Source organism: Pseudomonas sp. GW821-FHT07B01 (genome assembly GCF_059419065.1).
This window is the reverse complement of record NZ_JBWKRA010000003.1, coordinates 216252-242307: the sequence shown is the minus strand read 5'-3', so window position 1 is coordinate 242307 and position 26056 is coordinate 216252. Positions and strand designations below refer to the sequence as shown.

At 62.0% G+C, this 26056-nt stretch carries 22 protein-coding genes and 1 pseudogene; 7 read left to right on the top strand and 16 right to left on the bottom strand.

Translation table 11 applies throughout. The features are described from left to right. Positions 1-5 precede the first annotated feature (5 nt). The gene (locus AC07S6_RS05310) at positions 6-452 is read left to right on the top strand and encodes an ANTAR domain-containing protein (RefSeq protein ID WP_038449776.1); all 447 of its coding nucleotides are present in this window, start codon (positions 6-8) and stop codon (positions 450-452) included. 233 nt (positions 453-685) lie between these two features. On the opposite strand, the gene AC07S6_RS05305 is transcribed toward AC07S6_RS05310, so the two are convergent. Then, positions 686-1378 (bottom strand): alpha/beta hydrolase, encoded by a 693-nt coding sequence (locus tag AC07S6_RS05305; protein ID WP_038449779.1) that lies wholly within the window; start codon positions 1376-1378, stop codon positions 686-688. A gap of 232 nt (positions 1379-1610) precedes the next feature. Between AC07S6_RS05305 and AC07S6_RS05300 the strand changes: the two genes are divergently transcribed. Then, entirely contained in the window at positions 1611-2444 is an 834-nt protein-coding gene (locus AC07S6_RS05300; protein WP_495111866.1) for a DNA/RNA non-specific endonuclease, read from the top strand. Positions 2445-2453: 9 nt separating this feature from the next. On the opposite strand, the gene AC07S6_RS05295 is transcribed toward AC07S6_RS05300, so the two are convergent. Beyond that, on the bottom strand, positions 2454-2672 hold the full coding sequence (locus tag AC07S6_RS05295) for a hypothetical protein (RefSeq protein ID WP_130175289.1): 219 nt from the start codon (positions 2670-2672) through the stop codon (positions 2454-2456). A 234-nt stretch (positions 2673-2906) separates the two neighbouring features. Here AC07S6_RS05295 and AC07S6_RS05290 point away from each other — a divergent pair, with 234 nt between their 5' ends. Together AC07S6_RS05290 and AC07S6_RS05285 are read left to right on the top strand one after the other, a co-directional pair. Beyond that, positions 2907-3350, top strand: a complete 444-nt coding sequence (locus AC07S6_RS05290) for a DUF421 domain-containing protein (protein WP_072435619.1) — start codon at positions 2907-2909, stop codon at positions 3348-3350. Between the two features lie 135 nt (positions 3351-3485). Next, positions 3486-3635 carry a hypothetical protein gene (locus AC07S6_RS05285; RefSeq protein ID WP_003190489.1) on the top strand — a complete coding sequence of 50 codons (150 nt, stop codon included), beginning with the start codon at positions 3486-3488 and terminating at the stop codon, positions 3633-3635. 282 nt (positions 3636-3917) lie between these two features. Here the strand turns inward: AC07S6_RS05285 and AC07S6_RS05280 are convergent, their stop codons facing one another. The 4 genes from AC07S6_RS05280 to AC07S6_RS05265 all read right to left on the bottom strand — a co-directional run bounded on the left by AC07S6_RS05280 (position 3918) and on the right by AC07S6_RS05265 (position 9072). Then, positions 3918-5258 (bottom strand): c-type cytochrome, encoded by a 1341-nt coding sequence (locus AC07S6_RS05280; protein ID WP_495111865.1) that lies wholly within the window; start codon positions 5256-5258, stop codon positions 3918-3920. A 16-nt stretch (positions 5259-5274) separates the two neighbouring features. Next, complete coding sequence (locus AC07S6_RS05275) at positions 5275-7512, bottom strand: xanthine dehydrogenase family protein molybdopterin-binding subunit (RefSeq protein WP_032903499.1); 2238 nt, start codon at positions 7510-7512, stop codon at positions 5275-5277. Beyond that, entirely contained in the window at positions 7512-7970 is a 459-nt protein-coding gene (locus tag AC07S6_RS05270; RefSeq protein ID WP_014718046.1) for a (2Fe-2S)-binding protein, read from the bottom strand. Before AC07S6_RS05270 ends, AC07S6_RS05275 begins: the two co-directional genes overlap by 1 nt. Before the next feature lie 172 nt (positions 7971-8142). Then, entirely contained in the window at positions 8143-9072 is a 930-nt protein-coding gene (locus tag AC07S6_RS05265) for a LysR family transcriptional regulator (protein ID WP_038449788.1), read from the bottom strand. A gap of 108 nt (positions 9073-9180) precedes the next feature. Here AC07S6_RS05265 and AC07S6_RS05260 point away from each other — a divergent pair, with 108 nt between their 5' ends. Together AC07S6_RS05260 and AC07S6_RS05255 are read left to right on the top strand one after the other, a co-directional pair. Next, entirely contained in the window at positions 9181-10680 is a 1500-nt protein-coding gene (locus tag AC07S6_RS05260) for a CoA-acylating methylmalonate-semialdehyde dehydrogenase (protein WP_495111864.1), read from the top strand. 174 nt (positions 10681-10854) lie between these two features. Beyond that, the gene (locus AC07S6_RS05255) at positions 10855-11631 is read left to right on the top strand and encodes an ABC transporter substrate-binding protein (protein WP_495111863.1); all 777 of its coding nucleotides are present in this window, start codon (positions 10855-10857) and stop codon (positions 11629-11631) included. A gap of 155 nt (positions 11632-11786) precedes the next feature. Here the strand turns inward: AC07S6_RS05255 and AC07S6_RS05250 are convergent, their stop codons facing one another. The 7 genes from AC07S6_RS05250 to xylA all read right to left on the bottom strand — a co-directional run bounded on the left by AC07S6_RS05250 (position 11787) and on the right by xylA (position 19881). Continuing rightward, a complete protein-coding gene (locus AC07S6_RS05250) occupies positions 11787-12413 on the bottom strand; it encodes a helix-turn-helix transcriptional regulator (RefSeq protein ID WP_495111862.1) in 627 nt (208 codons plus the stop codon). Beyond that, complete coding sequence (locus AC07S6_RS05245) at positions 12413-13546, bottom strand: NAD(P)/FAD-dependent oxidoreductase (protein ID WP_495111861.1); 1134 nt, start codon at positions 13544-13546, stop codon at positions 12413-12415. The genes AC07S6_RS05250 and AC07S6_RS05245 overlap by 1 nt, the downstream gene beginning before the upstream one ends. Positions 13547-13559: 13 nt before the next feature. Continuing rightward, positions 13560-14507 carry an ornithine cyclodeaminase family protein gene (locus AC07S6_RS05240; RefSeq protein WP_495111860.1) on the bottom strand — a complete coding sequence of 316 codons (948 nt, stop codon included), beginning with the start codon at positions 14505-14507 and terminating at the stop codon, positions 13560-13562. A gap of 224 nt (positions 14508-14731) precedes the next feature. Further along, positions 14732-15868 carry a sugar ABC transporter permease gene (locus AC07S6_RS05235; RefSeq protein WP_106118377.1) on the bottom strand — a complete coding sequence of 379 codons (1137 nt, stop codon included), beginning with the start codon at positions 15866-15868 and terminating at the stop codon, positions 14732-14734. Continuing rightward, the gene (gene xylG, locus AC07S6_RS05230; RefSeq protein WP_495111859.1) at positions 15869-17422 is read right to left on the bottom strand and encodes a D-xylose ABC transporter ATP-binding protein; all 1554 of its coding nucleotides are present in this window, start codon (positions 17420-17422) and stop codon (positions 15869-15871) included. It lies immediately after the preceding gene. Beyond that, the gene (gene xylF, locus AC07S6_RS05225) at positions 17419-18420 is read right to left on the bottom strand and encodes a D-xylose ABC transporter substrate-binding protein (RefSeq protein WP_103452539.1); all 1002 of its coding nucleotides are present in this window, start codon (positions 18418-18420) and stop codon (positions 17419-17421) included. The genes xylG and xylF overlap by 4 nt, the downstream gene beginning before the upstream one ends. 144 nt (positions 18421-18564) lie before the next feature. Then, complete coding sequence (gene xylA / locus AC07S6_RS05220; RefSeq protein WP_495111858.1) at positions 18565-19881, bottom strand: xylose isomerase; 1317 nt, start codon at positions 19879-19881, stop codon at positions 18565-18567. Positions 19882-20020: 139 nt separating this feature from the next. On the opposite strand from xylA, the gene AC07S6_RS05215 reads away from it, so the two are divergent. Further along, positions 20021-21196, top strand: coding sequence for a XylR family transcriptional regulator (locus tag AC07S6_RS05215; protein WP_198861901.1), 1176 nt, complete (start codon positions 20021-20023; stop codon positions 21194-21196). On the opposite strand, the gene AC07S6_RS05210 is transcribed toward AC07S6_RS05215, so the two are convergent. The 3 genes and pseudogenes from AC07S6_RS05210 to AC07S6_RS05200 all read right to left on the bottom strand — a co-directional run. Then, positions 21193-22455, bottom strand: a complete 1263-nt coding sequence (locus AC07S6_RS05210) for a carbohydrate porin (RefSeq protein ID WP_495111857.1) — start codon at positions 22453-22455, stop codon at positions 21193-21195. The two genes, AC07S6_RS05215 and AC07S6_RS05210, sit on opposite strands and share 4 nt — an antisense overlap. Before the next feature lie 57 nt (positions 22456-22512). Then, positions 22513-24921 carry a glucose/quinate/shikimate family membrane-bound PQQ-dependent dehydrogenase gene (locus AC07S6_RS05205; RefSeq protein ID WP_495111856.1) on the bottom strand — a complete coding sequence of 803 codons (2409 nt, stop codon included), beginning with the start codon at positions 24919-24921 and terminating at the stop codon, positions 22513-22515. Positions 24922-25211: 290 nt separating this feature from the next. Continuing rightward, a pseudogene (locus tag AC07S6_RS05200) lies at positions 25212-25748 on the bottom strand (methyl-accepting chemotaxis protein); the annotation flags it as partial. Positions 25749-26056 lie beyond the last annotated feature (308 nt).

The window sequence follows — 26056 nt, the reverse complement described above, 5'->3', positions numbered from 1 at the left end:
GGAACATGACCAATAAAGCGCTACGCATTCTGATTGCCGATGGGCAGCATTTCTACCGCTTGAAAATCGAACGGGCGTTGAACCAGCTGGGCTATTACCGCATCGCGCCGATACACCGGCTGGATGAAGTATTGAGTGCAGTGGATTTCGGCGATACGCCGCTGGATGTGCTGATCATCAATGCCGCCCTGGCGCACAGCGTCAAATTCGATTTGCTCTGGTTCATCAGGGACAACCCACAGATTCGTCATGTGTTGATCTATGGCCAGAGCGAACGCGCTTCGCCCGCGCTTGCGTGGTGCCATGCGCCCAACGTGCTGACCAGCACGGCGCCGTTGCCTGATCTGCAAGCGCTGGAGGCGTTTATGAGAAAGGTTGATGGCAAGGCTGGTTGGGATAATCAGGGCAATGGGTCAAATAAGCCATCGGGCGCTAAGCACATCACTTTTTGAAGGTGACCTGTGTGTTCGTCCCGATGCTCTCTGAGTACGATAAAGCTGTGCTTTTTGTTGATGCTCTGGTGCGACAAACAGCGCCGCCAGAGTGTCTTCATATACGCAACTGAAACCCAGTGTTGAGAGTGCTCAGAAGGGTGACCGGCAATGTTGTGGGAAAGGGATACGGCGCGTTCAATTGGACGCAACGCTGAACGCGCCATTGGGGACAGCCATGTCTGATCACACCATCACGACAACGAACGCGCCGCCCTATCGATAAACGCAGCGACCTCTACCGGCCTGGACGCCAGGGAGGCGTGGCTGGCATCCAGGGTGATGGTTTCCCGGGTGCCTAGGCGTTTGGCCATGCGCACCTGGTTATCGGGATGGATCATGCGGTCCTGGCTCGAAATCTGGTACCAGGACGGTTTGTTCTTCCACGCCGGGTTGCTGATCACATCGCCAAAGGTGCTCGCTAGCGGAGCCTTTTGGGTGACGCCCATGACTTGACCTTCTTGCTGGGGCAGGTCCTGGCAGAAGCTGTCGTGGAACTGTTCAGGCTTGACCCACAGATAGCCGTCGCTATCAGGCGCCAGGTTGGGGGCGGCTTCTGGCAGATGTTCCTGGGTGATGCCGCCTGGGCTTTCGCCGTCATCCGGGGCGAATGCCGCGATGTACACCAGGCCTGCGACATTCGGTTCATTACCCGCCTGAGTGATGACGGCGCCGCCATAGGAATGCCCCACCAACAACACCGGGCCTTTGATTTGCGCAACCATCTTGCGGGTACGCTCGGCATCGTCGGCCAGCGAGGTCAGCGGCATCTCCACCGCATGCAAATCGGTATAGCCCTTTTTGTGCAGCTCGATAATCACCCGGTTCCAGTGCGCCGCACCGCCCCAAAAACCATGGACCAAGACAATTGCCGGTTTCCCACTCATGTGTAAGTTCCTTGTGCGTTGATGAGGTGATGCTATCGCCCGCCAAAGGGCGGCGTTATGGATAACACAGTTATGGGTGCGATGGCGCGCGCGGGGGGTACGTTCGTCGGCCTGATTGCTGTCGTTGTTTAGAAATGTTTATGTGATTCAATGGTCATCTCGGCTTGCGCAGGAAGCGCATCAGCCGAGGCCATTTTGATCTTTCAAGAAATTCATCCCAAGGAGTAACACCATGCAAGGAAGCACATCGTTCAAGTACCTGGCGTTTTCGTTGATCCCATTGATGGCCGCCTGTACCACACCCTCGCGTCAGTCCGCCGTCCTCCCTGCGCCACCTTTGTCGTTCGATAACTGTGCGGTTGGTTGCCCCACCGGTGGCAGCCCGGTGACGTTGAACCGCCAGGCCTACACGTTGAACAACAACGGCTCGACCAAGTTTGCCAACTGGGTCTCCTACAAGATCACTAAGACCACTGCCGCCAGCGGGCGCGCCCGTGACTGGCGCACCGACCCGGATATTCCAGCCGGGGAAACCCTGGACCCGGTGGATTACAACGGCGCCAACGTCGCGCTCAAAATCGACCGTGGGCATCAGGCCAACCTGGCTTCGATGGCCGGGGTGGCCGATTGGCAAACGCTCAACTACTTGTCGAACATCACCCCGCAAAAGGCCGAGCTCAACCAGGGGCCGTGGGCGCGCCTGGAAGACCAGGAGCGCAACCTCAGCAAGGAACCAGGCATCGATCAGGTGTATGTGGCCACCGGGCCGCTGTATGAGCATTTTGTCGGCTCGTTGCCGGGCACGAACAAAGTGCACACCATCCCCAGTGGCTATTGGAAAATCATCGTGGTCGGCAGTTCGCCGGAAACGGGTCTGTACGCCTCATTCGTGATGAACCAGGAAACCCCCAAGGGCGCAGACTTCTGCGATTACCAAGTCACCGTGGATCACATCGAAGAGCGCTCGGGGCTGACGTTCTGGAGCACCTTGCCGCAAGCGATGCAAACCACGCTGAAGGCCAGGCAGGGCCAGTTGCCGAGTCGGATCGGCTGTAGCCGAACCTAAGTCTGACGCCTAATCGGCACACACCAATGAGGGCCTGCGGCTGTTGTTCTTGCCCAGGCGCTCATGCGTGGCGACGTCTGTGGCCTGTTCACGCAGTGCTTGTTCGAGCGCTTGCAGATGCTTGGAAAGGATTTTCACCGACCCACTCGGGTTGGCGGGGTCGAAGGGGATCCGGCCATTGGCAATCAGCACCATAGCCAGTTCCCAGGCGCGTTGTGAGTCGTTCATGACAGGGGTTCCTTCTTCAGCGTGATCGATATAGAGCTGTGACCCGCTGCCAACGCCCCGGTATCAACTGGGTTACTGCCGAAATTTCGATCATTTCAACGATTCAGTTGCGCTGAAACCATCATCTTTTTAGATGGTGGTCGAGACGTGTCGAAAGAATGAACCACCGCGGCGCGGTGGTCACCTAATCCGTATGAATCGGTCGTTTCCCATTCACTGTTCCGAGGGGCAACCATGGACTCTGTACTGCGGGCTGTGGCGATTTATCTGGTGCTGCTGGTGCTGTTCAAAGTTGCCGGCAGGCGCACGCTGGCCGAGCTCACCACCTTTGACCTGGTGTTGTTGATGGTCATCGGCGAAGCCACCCAACAGGCGTTGCTGGGCGAAGATTTCTCGATGACCAACGCCGTGCTGGTCATCGCCACCCTGATCGCCATCGACATTGGCTTCTCGCTGGCCAAGCAGCGTTCAGCCTGGTTCGCACGGGTGCTCGATGGCGGGCCGACGGTGCTGGTCGAGCAAGGCCGGGTGCTGCATAAACGGCTCAAGCATGCGCGCCTGGACGAGGGCGACATTCTTGAGGCGGCCCGGTCCACCCAAGGGCTTGTCGAACTCAAGCAGATCCGCTTCGCGATTCTTGAGCGCAACGGCAAGATTTCGGTGATCCCGTTTGAATAACACGCGGCGCCCATTCGTCAGCCAAGGGGCTATTTTTTGAACGCTAGCACGCCTGTTCCAGACAGATAGATTATGGGCGGACGAATGTTGCTGTCGTCACGCGGATATCACTCACTCGCCAGCAGGTGAACCCTCATGAAGAAGCTCTATATGTGCCTGGGTCTGTGCAGCGCATTCATGCTGCACGGCTGTTTTGACAACGCCGACAACGCCACTAAAGACAACAACAGTGGCACCCAGTCGTCGGTGCAGATGCAGGAAGGCAAGGCGGACGAGAGCAAATAGAGCGGCCTGCCAGCCGCCGCTTATATCATTGATGCTCATTGCCGAATGTGGGAGCTGGCTTGCCTGCGATAGCGGTGGTTCAGTTAACGATGCAGTGACTGACAGTCCGCCTTCGCGGGCAAGCCCGCTCCCACAGGGGACCTGTGCCAGGCGCTGATTTTGTGGGCAATGCATGGCCAGTGTGGGAGCTGGCTTGCCTGCGAATGCATCGACTCGGTTTACCTGAGGAACCGAGGTGTTTGCATCGCAGGCAAGCCAGCTCCCACAGTTGATCGCGACCGATCAGCGCATATGCAGGATGATAGGGCTACTGCTCGCAGGGTCCGTATGCCCGCGCAACTTGCTAACGGCCTTCGCATCGACCGCGCCGCCGTGGTTGCCCCAGGTACCGCGCACGTAGCTCAGCACGTCGGCGATTTCCGAGTCGGACAATTGCTCACGAAACGCGGGCATGCGGTAGGCATCCGGCAGGCCGGCGGTGACCACGCGTTGTGAGCCGTTGAGTGTGATGTTGATCGCGGACGCATCTTCCTTGGCCAGGGCCGAGGTGGCGCCGGCCAGGGGCGGCATCCAGTCGGGCTGGCCTTTGCCGTCGAGCCCATGGCAGGAGGCGCAGCGGGTCGCGTAAGTATGGGCGCCAGGAGCATCCTGGCGCGCTGTTGCCACTTGATACTGCCAAGGGCTACCGTCACGCTGCGGGTCGCCGGGCAGTGACTTTAGGTAGCGAGCGATCGCGGCCAGGTCATCGTCCTGCATGAACTGCGTGGAGTTGTTGAAGGCCTCGGTCATCGACCCGTAGACCACGGCATGCTGGTTGCGACCGGTCTTGAGGAACTGCACGATCTGTTCCTCACTCCAGCGCCCCAGGCCGGTGTTGTGGTCCTGGCGCAAGCTGGGGGCGTACCAGCCGTCGAGCAGAGCACCGGCCAGGAACGGCGCGCCGGATTCGTCCAGAGCCTTTTCGTTGAACGCCAGCCCCCGAGGCGTGTGGCAACTGCCGCAGTGGCCGGGACCTTGGACGATATAGGCGCCCCGGTTCCATAGTGCGTCCTGGCCGGGCTTGGCGGCATAGGTCGCGGTCGGTGCAAACACACCGTTCCACAGGGCGATGGGCCAACGCAAATTGAGCGGCCACGGAATGTCGCTGGGGATATTAGGCTGGTTGGCCGGTTGCACGCCTTTCATGAAAAATGCGTACAGCGCCTGGATGTCATCGTCGCTGAGCTTCACATAAGACGGGTAGGGCATGGCCGGGTAGAGTCGTCGCCCGCCCGGTGCTACGCCGTGGCGTACGGCGCGGTCGAAGTCGGCAAGGCTATAGGCACCGATGCCATGCTCGCGGTCGGGGGTGATGTTGGTGGCGTGAATCGCCCCCAGTGGTGTGGCCATTTCCAGGCCACCAGCGAATGGCTGCTTGCCGGCCAGGCTGTGGCAGGCCACGCAGTCACTCACGCGCGCGACGTATTCGCCGCGACTGACCAACGCGGGGTCGAAGCTCGTGGCCTGTTGCTGTTCAAAAGGCGAGGCAGGCTCGCGGGTGACATACCAGGCCAGCAGGCCGGCGGCGACCACGCAGGGCAGCACCAGCCACCCTGCGGTTCTTGCGAATCGGCGGTTATTCATGGGCATTCCCTGTCGGTTAGCTGAAGGTGTAACGGCTCAAAGGCAGACTGCGGATGCGTTGGCCGGTCAGCTGCGCCACGGCATTCGCCACGGCCGGGGCCACAGCCGGCAACGGCGGTTCGCCGATACCGCCCATTTTTTCTCCGCTCTCCACGATCTTCACGTGGACCTGCGCCATACGGGAAGGCGGAAGCACCGGATAAAGGTCGTAGTTGCGCGCCCGTGGCTTGCCATCCACGTACACCGCTTCCTCCAACAAGGTTTGCGACAGGCCCAAGGCCACGGCACCGTTGACCTGCGCCTCTACAATCGCCGGGTTGACGATGCTGCCCGGGTCAATCGCTTCCCAGATGTGATGAACCTTGACCTGACCGTTCTCGATCGACACCTCGGCCACCACCGCTGCATGGGAGCCAAACGGCGAGGCCATGGCTACGCCGCGTGCACGGCGGGTGCCGTCTTCGGCGGTGTAGGGCCCACGCTTCCAACCGCCAGACAGCTCGGCGGCCGCTTGCAGCAGGGTGGTCAGGCGCGGGTTGTCGCGCAGCAGGTGCAGGCGCAGTTCATAGGGGTCATGGCCGCCTTTGTCGGCCAGTTCGTCCAGGAAGGCTTCGTAGAAAAAGTCATTGAGCGAGTTACCCACCGAACGCCAGTAACCGAGCATGGCCGGACCTTTGACGTAGATCTGCGCAATGCGTTTGTTGGGGATCGCATAGCTCTTGCCCGACAAGCCTTCCAGGGCGGTAGGGTCGATGGCGTCGCCCTGTTTGCCGGCGATGGCTTCTGTGGGGCCTTCGGTGGCGCTGACCGCTTCGATGGCCACCGGCAGGCCTTTGTCATCCAGTGCGGCGCGGAACTTGACCACGGCGACGGGGCGCAATACATCGCGCACGAATTCTTCTTCACGGCTCCAGATCAGCTTGATCGGCCGGCCCACCGCCTTGGCCAACGCAATGGCTTGCGGGTAAGGGTTTGCCGAGTCATACAGGAAATGCCGGCCGAAAAAGCCGCCCAGCAGCGGTGAGTGCAGGGTGATTTGCTCAGTGCTCAGGCCGGTGCGCTTGGCGATGTCGGCACGGAACATATCCGGCGCCTGGTTAGGCAGCCACACCTCCAGCGTGCCGTCGGGGTTAAAGCGTGCCAGGGCTGAAGGCGGTTCCAGCTGGGCATGGTTGAGGTACTGGTTGTGGTAGGTGGCTTCGACGCGGGTTTTGGCGCTGGCCAGTGCGCCGGCCACATCGCCTTCGTTTTCGTCATCGCGGGCCGGGCCTTGCTGGGCGGCGAGGAAGTCGCGGTACTTGTCGCTGGAAAAATCCGCCGGCATCGCCCGCACGGTGGAGTCGGCGGCGGCTTCAAGCCATTCGACCTGGATGGCTTCGACGGCCCGCTTGGCATGCCACCAACGCTCGGCTACCACGGCCACGGCGCCGGGCAGGGTGTGAACCGAATGCACGCCTTTCATGGCTTGCACCTGCGCCTGGTTGCGCAGGCTGCCCACGGTCATGCCCAGGCGTGGCGCATGCTGGACGGCAGCGTGGAGCATGCCGTCGATTTTCAGGTCGATGGTGTACTGCGCCTTGCCGGTGGATTTGTCATAGGCATCCAGGCGCTTGACCGGCTTGCCGATCCAGCGGAACTGGCTCGGGTCGCGCAGGGTGATGCTGGCCGGGTCGGGCACCGGCATATCGAGGGCGGCACCTGCCAGTTCGCCGTAGCCCAGGGAGCGGCCGGAAGCGGCGTGCACCACGCGACCGGGCTGGGTGGTCAGCTCGCTGAGCGGTACGCGCAGTTGCTCGGCGCCGGCTTGCATCAGCATCGCGCGGGCGAGGGCGCCGAGGCGGCGCATGGTCGGGTAGCTCATGCGCACCGACATGCTGCCGCCGGTGATGCGCAGGCCATTTTCCATCACCACATAGGCTTCGCCGGGCGGGGCCGCTTCGACAATGAACGTGGCCGGGTCGGCATCCAATTCTTCACCGACGATCTGCGCCATGGCGGTGTGAGTGCCTTGGCCGCCTTCCATGAAGGGGCTGAGCAGGCGCACGCTGCCGTCGGGGCGAATTTCCAGGAAGGCGGGTACTTGAGTGCCGCGTTCAGCGGCGGCGCCGGTCGCGGCTTGCACGCGGGAGGTGCCCAGTGGCAAGCCGAAACCGATCACCAACGCGCCCACCGCGGTGCTGGCCAGGAAGCGGCGACGGGACAGGTTGATCGGTTCGCCCAGGGTCACGCCGGGAATGATCTCGTTGGTGTTCATCAGGCGGTCTCCTTCCCGGCGGCCAAGGCATCCATGGCGGCATGGATGGCGTTGTAGGTGCCGCAACGGCAGAGGTTGACCATCGCCGCGTCGATCTGCGCCTTGGTCGGCGCGGGGGTATGTTTGAGCAGCGCGGTGGCCGCCATCACCTGCCCGGACTGGCAGTAACCGCATTGCGCTACTTGATGTTCGACCCAGGCCGCCACCACACGCTTGCCCACGTCATCGGCCTCGACGGCCTCGATGGTGGTGATCTCGCGACCGACCACGCCGGCCACGGGCGTCACGCAGGCGCGCACCACATTGCCGTCCACCAGCACCGAACAGGCGCCGCACTGGGCCAGGCCGCAGCCGTATTTAGTGCCGGTCATGCCCAGGTTATCGCGGATCACCCACAACAACGGGGTGTCGGCTTCGGCATCGACTTGATAGGCCTTTTGGTTGATACGTAATTCCATGCGGGCTCACCTGCTGATCATCGGTTGGTGGTGCTGAGTTCTTATAGGAGCGGTGCGACTGGAAGTCGCCCATCGTCGAACTCTAGACCAACGCGCAAGGGCTATCTATCCGATTGCCCTCAAGTTCAGAGGATCAGGCAAGTATTTGACAGGATTAGGCCTGCGCTCCCACCTATTGGAACCCGCCCGACAGCTGCGCCTTCAAGTAGGCTACCAACGCACTCACCGACTTGGGCACATGGGGTGAGTAGGGCCGAATCAGGTAAATCTCATCGGCAAATGCGCCTTTGAGTGTCCAGTCCTTCAATACCTGCACCACTTTGCCAGCGGCCAGCGCCGCCTGGGCGCTGAAGTCCGGGAGCAGGGCGATGCCCAGGTGGTTGAGTGCGGCGTCGCGCAAGGCTTCGCTGTTATTGGTGGCGAAGCTGCCGGCGATAGGCACGGTGAGGCGCTCGAGGGGCTGGCTGCCGCGTTCAAAGGTCCAGGCGGGCTGGTCGGTGCCGCGTGGGTAAAACAGGCAGTTGTGGGCCGACAGGTCGCCCGGCTCGCGGGGTTCACCGTGGTGTTGCAGGTAGTCATGGGTGGCGACCAGTACCGAGTTGGTGTCGCACAGCTTCCAGGCCACGTGGGTTTCGGGCACCTGGAAGCCGTGGCGCACCGCCAGGTCGTAACCCTCGGCGGCCAATGAGCTCAAGGCATCGGAGACGTCCAATTGGATACGCACCTGAGGGTACAGCTGCAAAAAGCCGGACAGGTGCGGCACCAGTTGTTGCCGGGCGAACGCCACGGGGGCGGTCAGGCGCACCAGCCCGCGTATTTCCCCGACCGAGTCGCGCACCGAGGAAAAACTGCGGGCGATCTGCGCGTAGGCGCTGCGTACTTCGCGGGTCAACGACAGCCCCGCATCGGTCAGCCGCACGCTGCGGGTGGTGCGCGTCACCAGCCGCGTGCCGGTGGCCTTTTCCAGGTCGGAAATGCGCTGGCTCACCGCCGATTTACTCACCCCCAGGCGCGCGGCGGCAGCGGTGTAGGTGCCTTGTTCCTCCAGCACTGACAGCCAGTGAATGTGGGTCCACAACCCTTCGATCTCAGCCTTTTCCATGGGTGTATTGTTCGCATATAAGGACAATAAGTTCTGGATTCTGCTCTGGTTCGGAACAAAGCGAAAGCCTATCGTGTGGACCAACGCCACCCATCTGGATCGACTGCCATGACTGCAACCATCGAGCACTACATCAACGACCAGCGCGTCAGCCGCGATGACCGTTATCAGGACGTCTACAACCCGGCCACCGGTGAAGTCACCGCCCGTGTGGCCCTGGCCAGCCGCCAGACCGTGGCCGAAGCCGTCGCCGCCGCCCAGGCTGCGTTTGCCGGCTGGGCCGACACCCCGCCGATCCGTCGCGCCCGCGTGTTGTTCCAATACCTGCACCTGCTGCGCGAACGCAAGGACGACCTGGCGCGCATCATCGTCGCCGAGCACGGCAAGGTATTCACCGATGCCCAGGGCGAAGTCGACCGTGGCATCGACATTCTCGAATTTGCCTGCGGCATTCCCAACCTGCTCAAGGGCGAACACTCCGACCAGGTCTCCCGTGGCATGGACAACTGGACGATGCGCCAGCCGCTGGGCGTGGTCGCCGGCGTGACGCCGTTCAACTTCCCGGTGATGGTACCGATGTGGATGTACCCCATCGCTATTGCGGCGGGTAACACCTTTATCCTCAAGCCCAGCCCGACTGACCCGAGCGCGTCGCTGTTCATGGCCGAGTTGCTGCATGAAGCCGGCCTGCCCAAGGGCGTGTTCAATGTGGTGCAGGGTGATAAAGAGTCGGTGGACGCGCTGATCGAACACCCGGACGTCAAGGCCGTGAGCTTCGTCGGCTCCACGCCGATTGCCCAATACATCTACGAGAGCGGCGCCCGCAACGGCAAGCGCGTGCAAGGCCTGGGCGGGGCGAAAAACCATATGGTGGTGATGCCCGACGCCGATATCGAACGCACCGTGGATGCGCTGATGGGCGCCGCCTACGGCAGTGCCGGCGAGCGCTGCATGGCGATCTCGGTGGCGGTGCTGGTGGGTGATGTGGGCGACAAAGTGATCGCCGCTTTGATCGAACGCGCCAAGTTGCTGCGCATCACCGATGGCCGCGATCTCAAAGCCGAGATGGGCCCGATCGTGTCGCGGGCCGCGCTGGAACGCATCAGTGGCTACATTGAGCAGGGTGTACACGCCGGCGCGCAGTTGCTGCTCGATGGCCGTGACTACGTGCCCACCGAACCCGGCCTGGAAAACGGCTTCTGGCTTGGCGCGACCTTGTTCGACCACGTGACCCAGGACATGAGCATCTACCGCGAAGAAATCTTCGGCCCGGTGTTGGCCTGTGTGCGCGTCAACGACTTTGCCGAAGCGGTGAAGCTGGTCAACGACCACGAGTTTGGCAACGGCGTCAGTTGCTTCACTCGCGATGGCAACATTGCTCGTGAGTTTGCGCGGCGTATCGAGGTGGGCATGGTCGGTATCAACGTGCCGATCCCGGTGCCCATGGCCTGGCACGGGTTTGGTGGCTGGAAGAAGAGCCTGTTCGGTGACATGCATGCCTACGGCACCGAGGGTGTGCGCTTCTACACCAAGCAGAAGTCGATCATGCAACGCTGGTCGGAGAGCATCGAGCAGGGCGCGGAGTTTGCAATGCCGGTGTCCAAGTAAGGTTTAAGCTGTGCTGCTGGATCTGATGTGGGAAGGCTCAAGCCCTCCCACATTTTTTTTGCCTGTTGACGGTGAAACACATAAAAGTCCAGTATGGAATTATAAGTACAAAATAGCTGCTGCACGTTTTTCTTCACTCTTGCCAAACCAACAACAACTTGCGAGAACCCCTCCATGAAGAAACGCCATCTCCTTCCCGCCCTGGCCCTGAGCCTGTTTGCTTCCAGCCACCTGCTGGCCGCCGAGAAAACCCTGCGTATCGGTATCGAGGCGGCTTACCCACCGTTCGCCTCCAAGACCGGTGACGGCAAGATCGTGGGTTTCGACTACGACATCGGCAACGCCCTGTGCGCGCAAATGAAGGTCAAGTGCGTGTGGATCGAAGGGGAGTTCGACGGGCTGATTCCGTCCCTCAAGGTCAAGAAGATCGACATGGCGTTGTCGTCCATGACCATCAACGAAGACCGCAAGAAGTCGGTGGATTTCACCCACAAGTACTACTTCACCTCGTCGCGCCTGGTGATGAAGGACGGCGCCGTGGTGGATGATCAGTACGCCAGCCTCAAGGGCAAGAACGTCGGTGTACAGCGCGCCACCACCACCGACCGCTATGCCACCGAGGTGTTCGAACCCAAGGGCATCAACGTCAAGCGCTACAGCAATAACGAAGAAATCTACATGGACCTGGCAGCGGGGCGCCTGGATGCGATCTTTGCCGACACCATCCCCCTGAGCGACTTCCTGTCGATGCCGCGCGGGCAGGGTTATGCCTTTGTCGGCCCGGAGCTCAAAGACCCGAAATACGTGGGTGAGGGGGCCGGCATTGCAGTACGCAAGGGCAATGGCGAGTTGGTCAGCGAATTGAATGCGGCGATCGACGGCATTCGCGCCAGTGGCGAATACCAGAAGATTTCACAGCGGTACTTCAAGGCCGATATCTACGGCGACTGATGCAAAGACACGGTCAATGTGGGAGCTGTCGAGCTTTAGCGAGGCTGCGAAAGCGATGGGTCAGGTGATGCAAATGTTGACCTTGCCGGCCCCTTCGCAGCCTCGCCGGGGCTCGACAGCTCCCACAGGGAATCGGCGCCGTGGTCAGAAAGGGCTCAACCCTTGAGTTCCTTCAAGTGCTTGTAGACCGTCGCTCGCCCCATGCCCAGCACATTGGCCACATAGTTGGAGGCGCTCTTGCCCTTGAATGCGCCTTCGGCATGCAGCGCCAGCACCAGTTCGCGTTTGTGGTCGCGGGTCAACAGGTTCAGGCTCAACTGACGCTCGCGCAGCCAGGCATGCAGGAAGGTGTTGATGCGTTCCTGCCAGTCATCGCGGAACAGCGCGTCCGGCTGTGCGATCAGCTTGCTTGGCGACAGGAATAAATCCAGCGCCGCCTTGGCTGTTTCGAACATTGAAATATTCAGGTTGATGCACAACACAGCCAGCCTGAGCCCTTTGTGGTCGTGCAGCACCGTGCTCAGGCTGCGGATTTTCTGGCCGTCCCAGTTGAGCTTTTCATAAGGGCCGATATTCACCTCGCTGACGTCACCGTCGAGCATGTCCTCCAGGGACGAGTCGTCACCCAGGCTGCGTTTGGACAGGTTATTGGCGATGTAATCCACGGTTTGCGTGCGCAGGTCATGCAGCACCACTTCTGCATGGGGAAAGAACAACGTGGCGATTGCATCGGCAATCGCGCGGAAGTTCTGCATGACCTTGTCTTGTTCGGCGGTGTTCATCAATGGGGCTCCAGGCGGACCGGGGAGAGCATACCAGCGTCCAGGCCGAACCGGGTCAGTGCCTCCGGCAGCGGTTCGCCGCGCACCAGGGCGGCGCTTGCCTGGCCCATGGCGGGTGAGGTCTGGATACCATAGCCGCCTTGCGCTGCCACCCAGAACAGTCCCGGTACTTGCGGGTCAAAGCCCGACAGTAAATCACCGTCCTGCACAAAACTGCGCAGCCCGGCCCAGGTGCGCGTGGGGCGGCGGATGGTCAGGGTGGTGGCTTCCTCGATCTGGTAAATGCCCATGGCAATATCCAGCTCTTCGGGTTGCACATCCTGGGGTTCTACCGGGTCGGCGTTGGCCGGCGAGCCGAGGAACATGCCGGCATCCGGTTTCATGTAGAACGCTTCGTCGAGGGCCACCAGCATCGGCCAGTCGTGGCTGTCCATGCCCTCGGGGCCAGCAAAGACAAAGGCCGAGCGGCGCTTGGGCTGCAAGCCGATGGACGCTGCGCCCGCCAGCCCGCCGATATGGTCGGCCCAGGCACCGGCGGCGTTGATGATGACCGGCGCGGTGAAGGTTGCATCCTGGGTGCGCACCTGCCACAAGCCATCGGCGTCGCGGCTCAAGCCCAGCACATGGCTGTCGGTGCGCACTTCGCCCTGGTTGCGGCGGATACCGCGCAGGTAGCCTTGATGCAGGGCGTCGGTGTCGATGTCACAAGCGGTGGGGTCGTAGATTGCCCCGTGGACTTTTTCACGGCGCAGGATCGGCAAGCGTGCACAGGCTTCATCGACCGTCAGGCGCTGCACCTGCGCCACGGTGGCCTTGGCGCTCAGGTACTGGCTGTCGAGTTCGGCCGGGTCACCGTTGAAATCTACGGTCATTTCGCCCCGGGGCGTCAGCAGTGGGTGTTCGCAAAAGCCTGCGGGTGGCTGGTCGAAGAAGGCCCGGCTGGCCAAGGTCAGCGCCCGCACTTGCGGGGTGCCATACGCGGCGGTGTAGAGCGCCGCCGAACGCCCGGTGGAGTGATAGGCCGGGTGATTTTCACGCTCCAGCACCAGAACCTTGCCGTGCCGCGACAACCAGAACCCTGTGGACGCGCCGGCAATGCCGCCGCCGATGATGATGAAGTCTGCCTGGTGCATAACACTCTCCTGATTAGCGTTGGCGTTGGTACAGGGCATTGGCCAGCGCGATGTCTTCCAGGCCCAGGCCGATGGAGCGGAAAAAGACGTGACGATCGTAGTCGGGGCGTTGGGCCATGTCGCTGAACAATTCGGGCAGGTCGCCGACAATCGTGCGTTTGTCCCAGCCGTGCCGCTCGCTGGCGATCAGCATCTCACCGGCCGAATCCGGGGTGGTCTGGCGGTAGTCGCAGAACACGTGCATCTGGTTAAGGCAGCGGGGCGGCACTTCATGGGCGCGTGGCGCGTTGGTGCTGATGGAGGTAATCAGCGCGGGTTTGCTCAGGCGCGAGGGGTCGATGACCGGCCCGGCGGAGGAGGTGCACAGCAGGATCACATCCGCGTCTTCCAGGGCGGCCTCACAACTTGCGACGAGGCTCAGGCGCGGGTCCAGGCTGGCCAACTGCGCACGCGTTTCGGCGCTGGCGCTGCCCAGGCTTGGCGAGTACAGGCGGATTTGCTGCCAGTCGCGCAGGTTCTGCACATAATGCAGGTGCGCCTGGGCGACCTTGCCGCTGCCGATGATCGCCAGGCGTTGCGCCGCCGCCGGGGCCAGCGCATCTACCGCCAAGGCCGTGGTGGCGGCGGTGCGTGCGGTGGTCAATTCAGCAGCATCGCACAACAGCAACGGCTGGCCGCTGTGCATCGACATCAACAGGGTCCAGGCCGTCACCAGGGGGCCTTGTTCACGCACGATGTAGGGCGAAGTCTTGACCCCGTACACCCCGTCTTTGGCCAATACGCCCAGGTAGTTGATGAAGTCCCCGGCGCCATTGGGAAACGCCACCAGCTGTTGCGCCGGCTGCACCGCTTGCCCGGCAGCGAGGTCGCGGAACAGTTTGCGCAGGATCAAAGGCACGTCGACTTGAGCCAGCAAGGTGCGGGCCTGGGCCTGGTCGATAACGAGGGGCGTCGTGGACATGGGGCTCTCCGGATAAACTAATTTGTCCATTATGGACTTTTAGTTTTTATCCGCAATAACCGGAGGGAAAAATGAGATCAATGTGGAGGGAGCCATGAAGATCAAATGTGGGAGCTGGCTTGCCTGCGATAGCGGTGTGTCAGTCGGTCCATCAGGTGGCTGACCCGCCGCTATCGCAGGCAAGCCAGCTCCCACAGGTGATCGGTGATGCTCTGGTGGATGAGTTACCGCCTGCCCGAGCGCGTACTCACATCCACCCACACCGCCAGCACCAGAATGCTGCCCTTGACGATCATCTGCCAGTAGCTGTCCACATCGAGCATCGACATGCCGTTGTCCAAACTTGTAATCACCAACGCGCCAAGCAACGCGCCATAGACGGTGCCCGAGCCGCCGCGCATCGACGTGCCGCCGATAAAACAGGCAGCGATGGCGTCGAGTTCGCCCATGTTGCCCGCCGACGGTGAGCCCGCTGCCAGCCGCGCGGTGTTGACCAGGCCGGCCAGCGCGCACATCACCCCCATGATGCCGAAGATCCACAGTTTCACCGCTTGCACGTTGATGCCGGATAGCCGTGTGGCTTCCATATTGCTGCCTACCGCATACACGCGGCGGCCGAATACGGTCTGGCTGGTGACGTAGCTGAATACGCCGAGCAGCACCAGCAACAGCAGAACCGGCACGGGGATACCGTCGTAGCTGTTGAGGGTGGTGACGAACCCGGCGAGCACCGCGCCGATCAATACCACACGTAACACGTCGCGCACCAAAGCGTGCGCGGCCAAGCCATGCAGTGCGCGGTTGCGCCGCTGCTTCCAGGTCAGGAACAGCGTCAGTGCGAACAGCAGTACGCCAAGCCCAGCGCCCACACTGTGGGGCAAATACCCCTGGCCCACATACACCAGCGACGGCGACACCGGTGCAATGGTGGTGCCGCCGGTAATCCCCAGCAGAATCCCGCGAAACGCCAACATTCCGCCCAGGCCGACGATGAACGAGGGGATGCGCAGGTAAGCGGTCATGTAGCCGTTGGCCAGGCCGATCATCAAGCCGCACAGCGCCACCAGGCTCAGGTTGGCCAATAGCGGCACGTGATAGACCACATCCAGAATCGCCGCCAGCCCGCCCAACAGTCCGAGCAACGAGCCCACCGACAAGTCGATCTCGCCGCTGATAATCACCAGCACCATGCCGCACGCCAATATCCCGGTGATCGACATCTGCCGCAGCAGGTTGGAGAGGTTGCGCGGGGTGAGAAAACCACCCTCGGTCTGCCAACTGAAAAACAGCCAGATGAACGCCACGGCGATCACCAGCGCGAGCATCTTGTAGCGGGTAAAAAGATGTTTGACCTGATTCATCTACGCGGTCTTCCGATCATTAGGGTTATGGCTGAGCGCGGCGGCGAGCACCTGTTCCTGGGTGAGCCCTTCATTGATGAAATCTCCCCGCAACTGGCCGTCGCCAATCACCAGCACGCGGTTGGACACGCCGAGCACTTCGGCCAATTCCGAGGAGACCATGATGATCGACACGCCTTCGGCGGCCAGCGCACCCATCAGTTTGTAGATCTCGTACTTGGCGCCCACGTCCACCCCACGTGTGGGTTCGTCGAGGATCAGCACCTTGGGCTGGGTCATCAGCATTTTCGCCAGCACGGCCTTTTGCTGGTTGCCGCCTGAGAGGCTGGTGATCGGCAGCGACGGGCTGGCGGTCTTGAGGTGCATGCGGCTGATTTGCTGGTCGATGCTGCCCAGTTCGGCTTCGGCGTTGATGCGGGTCAGGTGCGCGTAGGTGTCGAGCACCGCCAGGGTGATGTTCTGGCCCACGCCCAGGTCGGGGATGATGCCTTGGCGCTTGCGATCTTCGGGCACCATGCACAGCCCGGCGCGGATCGACTTGAGCGGCGTGCGCGTGTCGATCACCTGACCCTCCAGCCACACCTCGGCGCTGTAGCGCCCGGGGTAGGCACCGAACAGCGCCGACACCAACTCCGTGCGCCCGGCCCCCACCAAGCCGGCGATGCCAAGGATTTCACCGCGCCTGAGCACGAAGGAGATGTCGTCGACGCGCTTTCGCTTGGGGTTGTCGACGTCGTAGCAGGTGACGTTACGCGCCTCGAAAATCACCTCGCCCACCTCATGGGGCTCGGTGGGGTAGAGATTGCTCATTTCGCGGCCGACCATCTGCGTGATGATCCGGGGGATGTCCATGTCGGCCATGGCGGTGGTCGCGATGTGCTTGCCGTCGCGAATCACCGCAATGGTGTCGCACACTGCTGCCACTTCATCGAGCTTGTGGGAGATGTACACGCAGGCCACGCCCTTGGCCTTGAGGCCCTTGATAATGTCCAGCAGCACCTCGATTTCGCCACGGGTCAAGGCCGAGGAGGGCTCGTCAAGAATCAACAGGCGTGCCTGTTTGTTCAGGGCTTTGGCGATCTCCACCAGTTGCTGGTAGCCGCCGCCATACTGCGACACCGGCAGCGCCACATTCATATCCGGCACCTTGAGTTCACGCATCAACGCTTCGGCGCGGTGCAACATCGCCGGGTAGTTCATGCGCCCACCGGGCAGGGTCAGTTCGTGGCCCATGAAAATGTTCTCGGCCACCGACAGGTCGGGCACCAGGGTCAGTTCCTGATGAATGATGACAATCCCGGCGGCCTCGGTTTCGCGGATGGACTGGGCCTTGAGCGGCTGCCCATCCCAGAGGATTTCCCCCTCCCAGGTGCCGTGCGGGTACACCGCCGACAGCACCTTCATCAAGGTGGATTTACCCGCACCGTTTTCACCGCACAGGCCCACACACTCCCCAGGTTTGACCTTGATGTCGATGCCGTTGAGGGCGTTGACACCGCCAAAGCTTTTGACGATGCCGTTCATTTGCAGCAGGTAATCGGCGGCCACGGTCATTGCCCGGCGATCTGCTCTTTGGTGTAGAAACCGTCCTTTTCCAACAGGTCGATGTTGGCTTTGGTCAACGGCGTCGGCGTAAGCAGGATGGTGTCGACCTTCTTGCTGCCATTGTCGTATTGCGAGCTGTAGGTCGGCTGTTCGCTGCGTGCCAACTGCACCGAAAGTTTGGCCGCTTCGGTGGCGATCAGCTTGAGCGGTTTGTACACGGTCATGGTCTGGGTGCCATCGATCACGCGCTTGATCGCCGCGAGGTCAGCGTCCTGGCCGGAGATGGGTACCTTGCCCGCCAGTTTCTGCGCGGCCAGGGCCTGGATCGCACCGCCGGCGGTGGCGTCGTTGGAGGCGACGATGGCGTCGATCTTGTTGTCATTACGGGTCAGGGCGTTTTCGACAATGCTCAAGGCTTCGGTGGGGTTCCATTCCTTGACCCATTGCTGGCCGACGATCTTGATATCGCCTTTGTCGATGGCCGGTTGCAGCACCTTCATCTGACCTTCGCGCAGCACCTTGGCGTTGTTGTCCGTCGGCGCGCCGCCCAGCAGGAAGTAATTGCCCTTGGGCGCCGCTTGCAACACGCCGCTGGCCTGCATCTCGCCGACTTTTTCGTTATCGAAGGAAATATAGGCGTCAATGTCGGCGTTGAGGATCAGGCGATCATAGGACACCACCTTGATCCCGGCCTTCTTGGCTTCGGCCACCGCGTTGGTCAGCACCGTGGCGTTGAACGGCACAATCACGATCACATCGACGCCCCGGGAGATCAGGTTTTCGATCTGGGCAATCTGCTTCTGCTCGTTGGCATCGGCAGACTGCACGAACACCTTGGCATCGAGCTTTTCCGCAGCGGCGACAAAGTAATCACGGTCGCGGGACCAGCGCTCCAGGCGCAGGTCGTCGATGGAAAAACCGATTTTGGGGTGCGCAGGGTCGGCCATCACCGGCAGGGCGAGCAGTGCCAGGGCTGCGGCGAGCAGGGCAGGTTTGAATGACTTCATGGTGGTGCGTCCTTTTATTGTTGTTGGAAAGACACTAGGTGAAGATCCTCTTTGTGGCGAGGGAGCTTGCTCCCGCTGGAGTGCGTAGCCCTCCCATTTTTTGGGGCCGCTTCGCGCCCCAGCGGGAGCAATCTCTGGCCACAGTCAGGTGTAGATAAACCGATTCACAACGCCTTCAAGCATCTCCTGGCGCCCACTCACCGCCTGTGGGTCCAGCGCGTTGGCAAAGGCATGTTCAGCCAATGACTCCAGGCTGAACTCACCGGCCAACACCGCCTGGCCCAATGGTTGGCTCCAGCCGGCATAGCGCTGGTCCTTGAACTGCTGCAAGCGGTCGTCCTGCACCATCGCCGCCGCACGCTCCAACGCCAGGGCCAGCACATCCATGGCGGCGACATGCCCATGGAACAGGTCCACCTCGTCGAGGCTCTGGCGGCGCACCTTGGAATCGAAGTTATAGCCGCCGTTCTTGAACCCGCCGGCCTTGAGGATTTCATAGGTGGCCAGGGTCATCTCCTCGACGCTATTGGGGAACTGGTCGGTGTCCCAACCGTTCTGCGGGTCGCCGCGGTTGGCGTCGATGCTGCCGAAGATCCCCAACGACACGGCGGTGGCGATCTCATGGTGAAAGCTGTGCCCGGCCAGCGTCGCGTGGTTGGCCTCGATGTTCACTTTGATCTCGTGTTCCAGGCCGTACTCATGCAGGAAGCCGAACACAGTGGCGCTGTCGTAATCGTATTGGTGTTTGGTCGGCTCCTGGGGCTTGGGCTCGATCAACAGGTCACCCGTGAAGCCGATCTTGTGCTTGTGCTCCACCACCATGCGCATAAAACGCCCCAGCTGTTCGCGCTCGCGCTTGAGGTCGGTGTTGAGCAAGGTTTCATACCCTTCACGGCCACCCCACAGCACATAGTTGGCGCCCTTGAGGCGCAGCGTGGCATTCATTGCACTGAACACCTGGGCGGCGGCGAAGGCGAACACCTCTGGGTCTGGGTTGCTCGCGGCCCCGGCGGCAAAGCGCGGGTTGCTGAAGCAATTGGCGGTACCCCACAGCAGCTTGATGCCAGTCTGTTCCTGATGGCGCTCCAGGTGGTCGACCATCTGCGCAAAGTGATTGCGGTACTCCTTGAGCGTGCTGCCTTCGGGCGCCACATCGGTGTCGTGAAAGCTGTAGTAGTCGATGCCCAGCTTGGAAAAAAACTCAAACGCCGCCTCGGCCTTGCCGATGGCCACCTCCATCGGATCGCCACTGCGCTGCCACGGGCGCTTGAACGTCCCCATCCCAAACATATCCGCCCCCGGCCACACAAAGGTATGCCAATAACAGGCGGCCATGCGCAGGTGCTCCCGCATGGGTTTGCCGAGGATCAGTTTGTTGGCGTCGTAGCGACGAAACGCGAGGGCAGAGGTGCTGGCAGGGCCTTCGAAGCGCACCTTCTCGACACCGGGGAAGTACGGCATGGGGTTTTCCTTATTGTTCTGAGCGGTGTCTGGATACTAGCAATGGCACCTGGGCGGCTGATTATGAAAATCACCAAGGTGTAGTGCGATTTTGAGTGGTGAGGGTTAGTCTGTCCCTACCGGCCTAAGGACAAAAACAATGAAAACCCTACCGCCCGTTCACCGTATCGCCTTGCTCTTCAACGGCAGCAAAATCTACGACCGCGGCATCATCGCCGGTATCGGCAACTACCTGAGCAGCACCCGCGCATCCTGGGACCTGTTCCTGGAAGAGGACTTCCTCTGTCGCCTGCGCGGTATCGAGCGTTGGCAGGGGGATGGGATCATTGCTGACTTCGATGACCCGCTGATTGGCGAGGCGCTGGCCGGCAGTCGGGTTCCAGTGGTGGCGGTGGGCGGGTCTTATGAGGATGTGGGCAAGTACCCGAAGGGCATTCCCTATGTGGCCACCGATAACCATGCCCTGATGAAGCTGGCCTACGAGCATCTGGTGGAGGCGGGGTTGACGCGGTTTGCCTGTTTCAGCCTGCCCGAAGCCCAGGCCAATCGGTGGGCCCAGGAGCGTGAGAAAGCTTTTCGCCGCTTGATGCAGCGCGATGGCTTGCAGGTAGAGGTGTATCGCGGCCTGGGCACCAGTGCGCCGTTGTGGGACAGCGCGGTGGAGCAGCAGATTGCCTGGCTGCACAGCCTGCCCAAGCCTATCGGCATTATCGCGGTGACCGATGCCCGTGCTCGGCAATTGCTGCAAGCCTGCCTGACGGCGGGTATTGCGGTGCCGGAGGAGGTGGCGTTGATCGGCATCGACAACGACCCGCTGACCCGCACCCTCACGCGGGTGCCGCTCAGTTCGGTGATCCAGGGCACGGAGACCATGGGCCGTACCGCTGCGGCATTGTTGCATCAGATGCTGCACGGCAAACCCTGCACGGGCACGCAGGTGCTGGTGCCGCCGGACGCCATCAACGTGCAGGCCTCCAGCCTGCATCAACCCCTGGGCAACCCTTACGTGATGCAGGCCTTGTTGTTTATCCGCCAGTACGCCTGCCAGGGTATCAAGACCGATCAGGTCGCGGCTTATGTCGGTGTTTCCCGCTCGTCCCTGGAAGCGCATTTTCGCAAGGCGCGTGGCTGCAGCGTGCATGATGAGATTTTGCGCTTCAAACTCGCCGCTGCCGCCAAAGGTTTGGAAAACCACAGCCTTGCTATCGCCGACATTGCCGCACGCTGCGGCTTCACCTCTGCGCAGTACCTGCATACGGTGTTTCGCCGCGAATTTGGCTGTACGCCGCGTCAGTATCAACAGGGCGCGAGCTAGAACACCGCTTTGACTTGCAAACCCAGCACCAGCGCATTGTCGATGCTCTCACCGGAAAACGCCCCCGGCTCGATGATGTATTGCACATCCGGGCGCAAGGTCAGCCAAGGCGTGGCCTGGTAGCCATAACTGAGTTCGATCAATTGTTCGGCGCTGTCGATTGAGGGGTAGGACGCCCCGGCATTGAACGCAGCCAACTCTTGCACATCACGGCTGCGCGGGTTCGGCACCGCGCGGCCATAGCCCAGGGCGAAGGTATCGCGCGGGCGACCTTCGAACGGCTTGTACAGCACCACGCCTGCGCCATACCACTTGGTGAACGGCGAGGCCGCTTGGCTGGCGGCAGAGTACTGGCCGAAGGCGTGCAGGCTACGGCCTTGGGATGATTGTGAGGCCCACACAGTCTGGTCGATCAAGAGGTAGTGACCGCCGCGCCCGCTGACGTCCTTGTTGCTGCCAATGCGTTTTACATCGGAACTGTCGTAGTAATACCCGAGCTTGTATTCCCCGGGCAGTGCGCCCGCATGCTTGTAGATAAGCTCGATGGGCACCACGGTGCCGGTGGTGTGCTTGGGTCCCAGGTGCCAGGCACGGCTGGAATTGCCGTTGCTGGACGGGTCGACATTGAAGGCCGCCACGCGCAGTTGCCAGTTGGGCGAAAAGTCGTACTTCACCCGGGCACCGAGGTGCGCATTCGGGTAGTTGGCCCAGCCACTGCCGCCGGACATGTTCAGCGGATGCCCGCAGAACCCGGCGTTCATGAAGTTGCACAGGATGCCGCTGTCCAGGCCACCGAGATCATTGCCCATGGCCATATAGCCCAGCTTGAGGTTCAGCGCCGGGGTGAACAGCGTGCGCTCGTAGCTCAGCTCGGTGAGGCGCGTGTAGAGGCCGCCGTAGTTTTCCTGGATCGGCAGGCGGTTGCCCACCAGGTCCTCGGAGGCGCTGTTGCCGCGTCGGTCGTTGATGGTCAGCTGGATGCGGTCGCCGTTGGTGAAACCGTAGAGCTTGCCCAGGTCGAATTGCACGCCGAGTTTGATGTTTTGCGAGTAGCGCGCCGAACGATGCTGGCCGCCGTGGGCGTTGTAGGCGGTCTCGCCGCTGTAGTCACCGGTAAAGCGCACACCTTGCGCGTCGAGTTCGCGGCGCAGGCCGTCCCAGTCGCCGGTCAGGGTGGTGTCGTCGGCTTGAACGGGCAGGGCGGCCGCAAAGGCCAGGCCCAGCGCCAGGCGCCAGGCGGTATGAGGAGTAGGGGTCATGAGGGATCTTTCCAAACACAAAGCGCGGTGCCGGAGCACCGCGCGAACAAAGGGCGGTTACGGCAGGGCGTAGGCGATCACGTAGTCGCCACGGTCGGTGGACTGGCGTGCGCCGCCGGCGGTGACGACGATGTATTGCTTGCCGGTTTTCGGCGACACGTAGGTCATCGGCCCACCCTGGCTGCCGACGGGCAGGCGGGCTTTCCAGATTTCATCGCCATTGCCGCTGTTGAAGGCGCGCAGGTAGAAGTCCTGGGTGCCGGCAATAAAGATCAGGCCGCCTTGGGTGGACAGCGTACCGCCCAGGGTCGGCAGGCCTACCTTGATTGGCAGGTGCATGCGGATACCCAGGGGGCCGGTGTCTTCAACGGTGCCCACCGGTACTTGCCAGGCGACCTTTTGCGTCTTCATGTCGATGGCGGTCAAGGTGCCGAATGGCGGTGCCTGGCACGGAATGCCGGCCACCGACAGGAAGCGGTTTTTGTTCACCGCGTACGGCGTGCCCTTGAGCGGCACGGCGCCCATGCCGGTGTTCAGCGCTTCCCCACCGGAAGAGGTCTGGGCCTTGTTCTGCGAGGGTACCATCTGGATCCACAGGCCCAGGCGCATGTCGTTGACGAAGATAAAACCGTGCACCGGGTCGGTGGAGATGCTGCCCCAGTTCATGCCGCCCAGGGAACCGGGGAAGCTCAGGGATTTATCGGTGCCCGGCGCGGTGTACAGGCCGTCGTAGCGCATGCCCTTGAAGTCGATGCGGCACAACAACTGGTCATACGGCGTCGCGCCCCACATGTCCGACTCGGTGAGGGTTTGCGCGCCGATCTGCGGCATGCCCACGGATTTCGGCTGGGTCAGGGAATACGGCTCGTTGGGAATGTTCGCGGCTTTGACCGGCACTTCCTGCACGTCTGTCAGCGGCTTGCCGGTGGCGCGGTCGAGCACATAGATCTGCCCGGCCTTGGTGCCGATGACCACGGCCGGTACAGCCTTGTCGCTGCCGGGCGGGGTGAAGTCGATCAGGCTGGGCTGCATTGGCAGGTCGAAGTCCCAGAGGTCGTTGTGAACCGTCTGGTAGACCCACTTCTCGGCGCCGGTGGAGGCGTCGAGTGCCAGCACCGAAGCGCCGTATTTGTGGTTGAGCTGGGTGCGCTCCACACCGTAGATATCGGTGGACGAGCTGCCCATCGGCAGGAAGACCGTGTTCATCAGCGGGTCGTAAGACATCGGCGCCCAACTGTTCGGGGTGCTGCGCACGTAGGTGGCGTCGCCCGTCGGGGCCTGCTTGTCTTCAGGGTTGCCTGGGTCGAACGCCCAGCGCATTTGACCCGTGATCACGTCAAAGCCACGGATCACGCCACCGGGCATATCGGTCTGCACGTTGTCTGCCACGCGACCGCCGACTACGACGGTGGTACCGGCCATCAGCGGCGCCGAGGACAGTTGGTAGTAGCTGTCCGGCACATTGCCGAGGCCGGCCTTGAGGTCCACCTGACCGTGGGTGCCGAAGTCTTCGCAGAACTTGCCGTTGTCGGCGTCTACGGCGATCAGGCGTGCATCAATGGTGTTGGTCAGCAGGCGACGCTGGCACTGCGCACCGGCGGGCACGCTGGCGGCCAGGACCGGCGAGCTGTCGGGCTGGGTCGGCTGGGCAATCGGCGCGCTGGCGTCGAAATACGCCATGCCCCGGCAACGCTGCCACACTGCCGATTTGGCGTTGACTTCGTTTTTCCACAGTTCTTTGCCGGTGTCGGCATCCAGCGGGATCAGGTTGTTGTGCGGGGTGCAGATAAACACTTTGTTGCCGATCTGCAGGGGCGTCAGTTGGTCCTCGGCACCGTTGCCGTCGCTGATGGCCACGTCGCCGGTGTGGTAGGTCCAGGCGACCTTGAGCTTGTCGATGTTGTCGCGGTTGATCTGGTCCAGCGCGGCGAAACGGCTGCCACCTTCGGTATTACCGTAGTGGGCCCAATCTTTCTGCGCATCGGCCGCAGCCACCGGGGTGACGCCCGGGCCTGCACCGGTGGGCGCAACGCTTGGGTGCGCGACAAACATATTGCCCGCCGCCACCGCCACGCCCAGCGCCAATACGGCGGCGACGCCATAGGCACCCCGCGCCGATTTGCCGGCCAGCAACGGATACACCAGCGCGACCACCACGCCAATCACCGCAAACATGAACAGTCGCGAGAACAGCGGCCAGTATTCCACGCCCACGTCGGCCACCGCCCACACGGCAGTAGCCACTAGAAACGCGGCGAACAACCAGGCGCCGGCAGGCTTGCAGCGGGCAATCAACAGCCCGGAGATGGCCATGGCCACGCCGCCGAGCAGGAAGTACCAGGAGCCTCCCAGGCTGACCAGTTTGGCGCCGCCGACGGCAAGCGCAAGGCCGAGCAGGGCGATGACGACGCCCAGGCCCAGGAGTAAGAATCTAGAGACGCCAGCGGCGCGCGATGCTCGTTTCATGTCGAATGGACTCGAGTGAGAGAGGGCAAAGACGCGATTTTAGCAAGATAAGTAACCGGTTAGTACATTTGAGTCCTGCAATAGACTGTTGCAGGTACTGCGATGATGGGCAGGGCCGCGTCTGAGGCGGCATAGATGGACCCGGCGACGCGTACCCTGTGGCGAGGGAGCTTGCTCCCGCTGGGGCGCGAAGCGGCCCCGCTCTTAATTTAAAAGACTGGGACTGCTACGCAGTCCAGCGGGAGCAAGCTCCCTCGCCACGGTACAGCGCTGCCTTTATTGGGCGGGCATCAGAACTTGAAGCGCCCCACCAGCCCATTGAGCTGGCCGGAAATATCAGTCAGCCGCCCTGAACCGGTCTGCGCCGAATGCGCAAAGCCTTCCACCAACTGCGCGTCAGCGTGGATCTGCGCGATATGCCGGTTGATCTCTTCGGCCACCTGGTGCTGCTCTTCGGCGGCGGTGGCGATCTGAGTGTTCTGGTCGCGAATCGAATCCACCGAGCCGCGGATCTTGTCAAAGCTGTCACGGGCCTGCTGGATGCGCTCCACGCTGGTGTTGGACACCAGCAAGCTGCCTTGCATCTGCTGGGTGACTTCCTGGGTGCGGCGGGCGAGGTTGCCCAGCAGGCTGTCGATTTCGCCGGTGGAGTCGGCGGTGCGACGCGCCAGTGCACGCACTTCATCGGCGACCACCGCAAAGCCGCGGCCCTGGTCGCCAGCGCGGGCAGCTTCGATCGCGGCGTTGAGCGCCAGCAGGTTGGTCTGTTCGGCAATCGAACGGATGGTATCGAGGATGGTGTTGATGTTCTGGCTGTCTTGCTCGAGCAACTGCATGGTCTGTGTGGATTTTTGCAGGTCTTCGCTGAGCTTGAGCACGCTGCCGGTGGCTTCGCCGATGTGCTGCTGGCCGGTGTGCACGTCGCGATAGCCCTCATCGGCACTCGTGGCGGCGGCGCTGCATGAACGCGCGACTTCGTTGGCGGTGGCAACCATCTCGTTGAACGCAGTGCTCACCAGTTCCACGGCTTCGCGCTGGCGGCCGGCGGCCTGGTTCATATTGTTGGCCACGGCGCTGGTGTCGGCGGCGGCGGTTTGCAGGTCTGAGGAGGCGTTGCCGATGCGCTGCACCAATT

What these genes read in the sequence shown, in the direction of transcription:
- AC07S6_RS05270 (WP_014718046.1), bottom strand. Translation starts at nt 7,970, where the DNA reads ATGGAATTACGTATCAACCAAAAGGCCTATCAAGTCGATGCCGAAGCC.
- AC07S6_RS05265 (WP_038449788.1), bottom strand. Translation starts at nt 9,072, where the DNA reads ATGGAAAAGGCTGAGATCGAAGGGTTGTGGACCCACATTCACTGGCTG.
- xylG (WP_495111859.1), bottom strand. Translation starts at nt 17,422, where the DNA reads ATGACCGTGGCCGCCGATTACCTGCTGCAAATGAACGGCATCGTCAAA.
- AC07S6_RS05275 (WP_032903499.1), bottom strand. Translation starts at nt 7,512, where the DNA reads ATGAACACCAACGAGATCATTCCCGGCGTGACCCTGGGCGAACCGATC.
- AC07S6_RS05280 (WP_495111865.1), bottom strand. Translation starts at nt 5,258, where the DNA reads ATGAATAACCGCCGATTCGCAAGAACCGCAGGGTGGCTGGTGCTGCCC.
- AC07S6_RS05210 (WP_495111857.1), bottom strand. Translation starts at nt 22,455, where the DNA reads ATGACCCCTACTCCTCATACCGCCTGGCGCCTGGCGCTGGGCCTGGCC.
- AC07S6_RS05255 (WP_495111863.1), top strand. Translation starts at nt 10,855, where the DNA reads ATGAAGAAACGCCATCTCCTTCCCGCCCTGGCCCTGAGCCTGTTTGCT.
- AC07S6_RS05290 (WP_072435619.1), top strand. Translation starts at nt 2,907, where the DNA reads ATGGACTCTGTACTGCGGGCTGTGGCGATTTATCTGGTGCTGCTGGTG.
- AC07S6_RS05310 (WP_038449776.1), top strand. Translation starts at nt 6, where the DNA reads ATGACCAATAAAGCGCTACGCATTCTGATTGCCGATGGGCAGCATTTC.
- AC07S6_RS05205 (WP_495111856.1), bottom strand. Translation starts at nt 24,921, where the DNA reads ATGAAACGAGCATCGCGCGCCGCTGGCGTCTCTAGATTCTTACTCCTG.
- AC07S6_RS05295 (WP_130175289.1), bottom strand. Translation starts at nt 2,672, where the DNA reads ATGAACGACTCACAACGCGCCTGGGAACTGGCTATGGTGCTGATTGCC.
- AC07S6_RS05285 (WP_003190489.1), top strand. Translation starts at nt 3,486, where the DNA reads ATGAAGAAGCTCTATATGTGCCTGGGTCTGTGCAGCGCATTCATGCTG.
- xylF (WP_103452539.1), bottom strand. Translation starts at nt 18,420, where the DNA reads ATGAAGTCATTCAAACCTGCCCTGCTCGCCGCAGCCCTGGCACTGCTC.
- AC07S6_RS05240 (WP_495111860.1), bottom strand. Translation starts at nt 14,507, where the DNA reads ATGTCCACGACGCCCCTCGTTATCGACCAGGCCCAGGCCCGCACCTTG.
- AC07S6_RS05260 (WP_495111864.1), top strand. Translation starts at nt 9,181, where the DNA reads ATGACTGCAACCATCGAGCACTACATCAACGACCAGCGCGTCAGCCGC.
- AC07S6_RS05300 (WP_495111866.1), top strand. Translation starts at nt 1,611, where the DNA reads ATGCAAGGAAGCACATCGTTCAAGTACCTGGCGTTTTCGTTGATCCCA.
- AC07S6_RS05245 (WP_495111861.1), bottom strand. Translation starts at nt 13,546, where the DNA reads ATGCACCAGGCAGACTTCATCATCATCGGCGGCGGCATTGCCGGCGCG.
- xylA (WP_495111858.1), bottom strand. Translation starts at nt 19,881, where the DNA reads ATGCCGTACTTCCCCGGTGTCGAGAAGGTGCGCTTCGAAGGCCCTGCC.
- AC07S6_RS05305 (WP_038449779.1), bottom strand. Translation starts at nt 1,378, where the DNA reads ATGAGTGGGAAACCGGCAATTGTCTTGGTCCATGGTTTTTGGGGCGGT.
- AC07S6_RS05250 (WP_495111862.1), bottom strand. Translation starts at nt 12,413, where the DNA reads ATGAACACCGCCGAACAAGACAAGGTCATGCAGAACTTCCGCGCGATT.
- AC07S6_RS05215 (WP_198861901.1), top strand. Translation starts at nt 20,021, where the DNA reads ATGAAAACCCTACCGCCCGTTCACCGTATCGCCTTGCTCTTCAACGGC.
- AC07S6_RS05235 (WP_106118377.1), bottom strand. Translation starts at nt 15,868, where the DNA reads ATGAATCAGGTCAAACATCTTTTTACCCGCTACAAGATGCTCGCGCTG.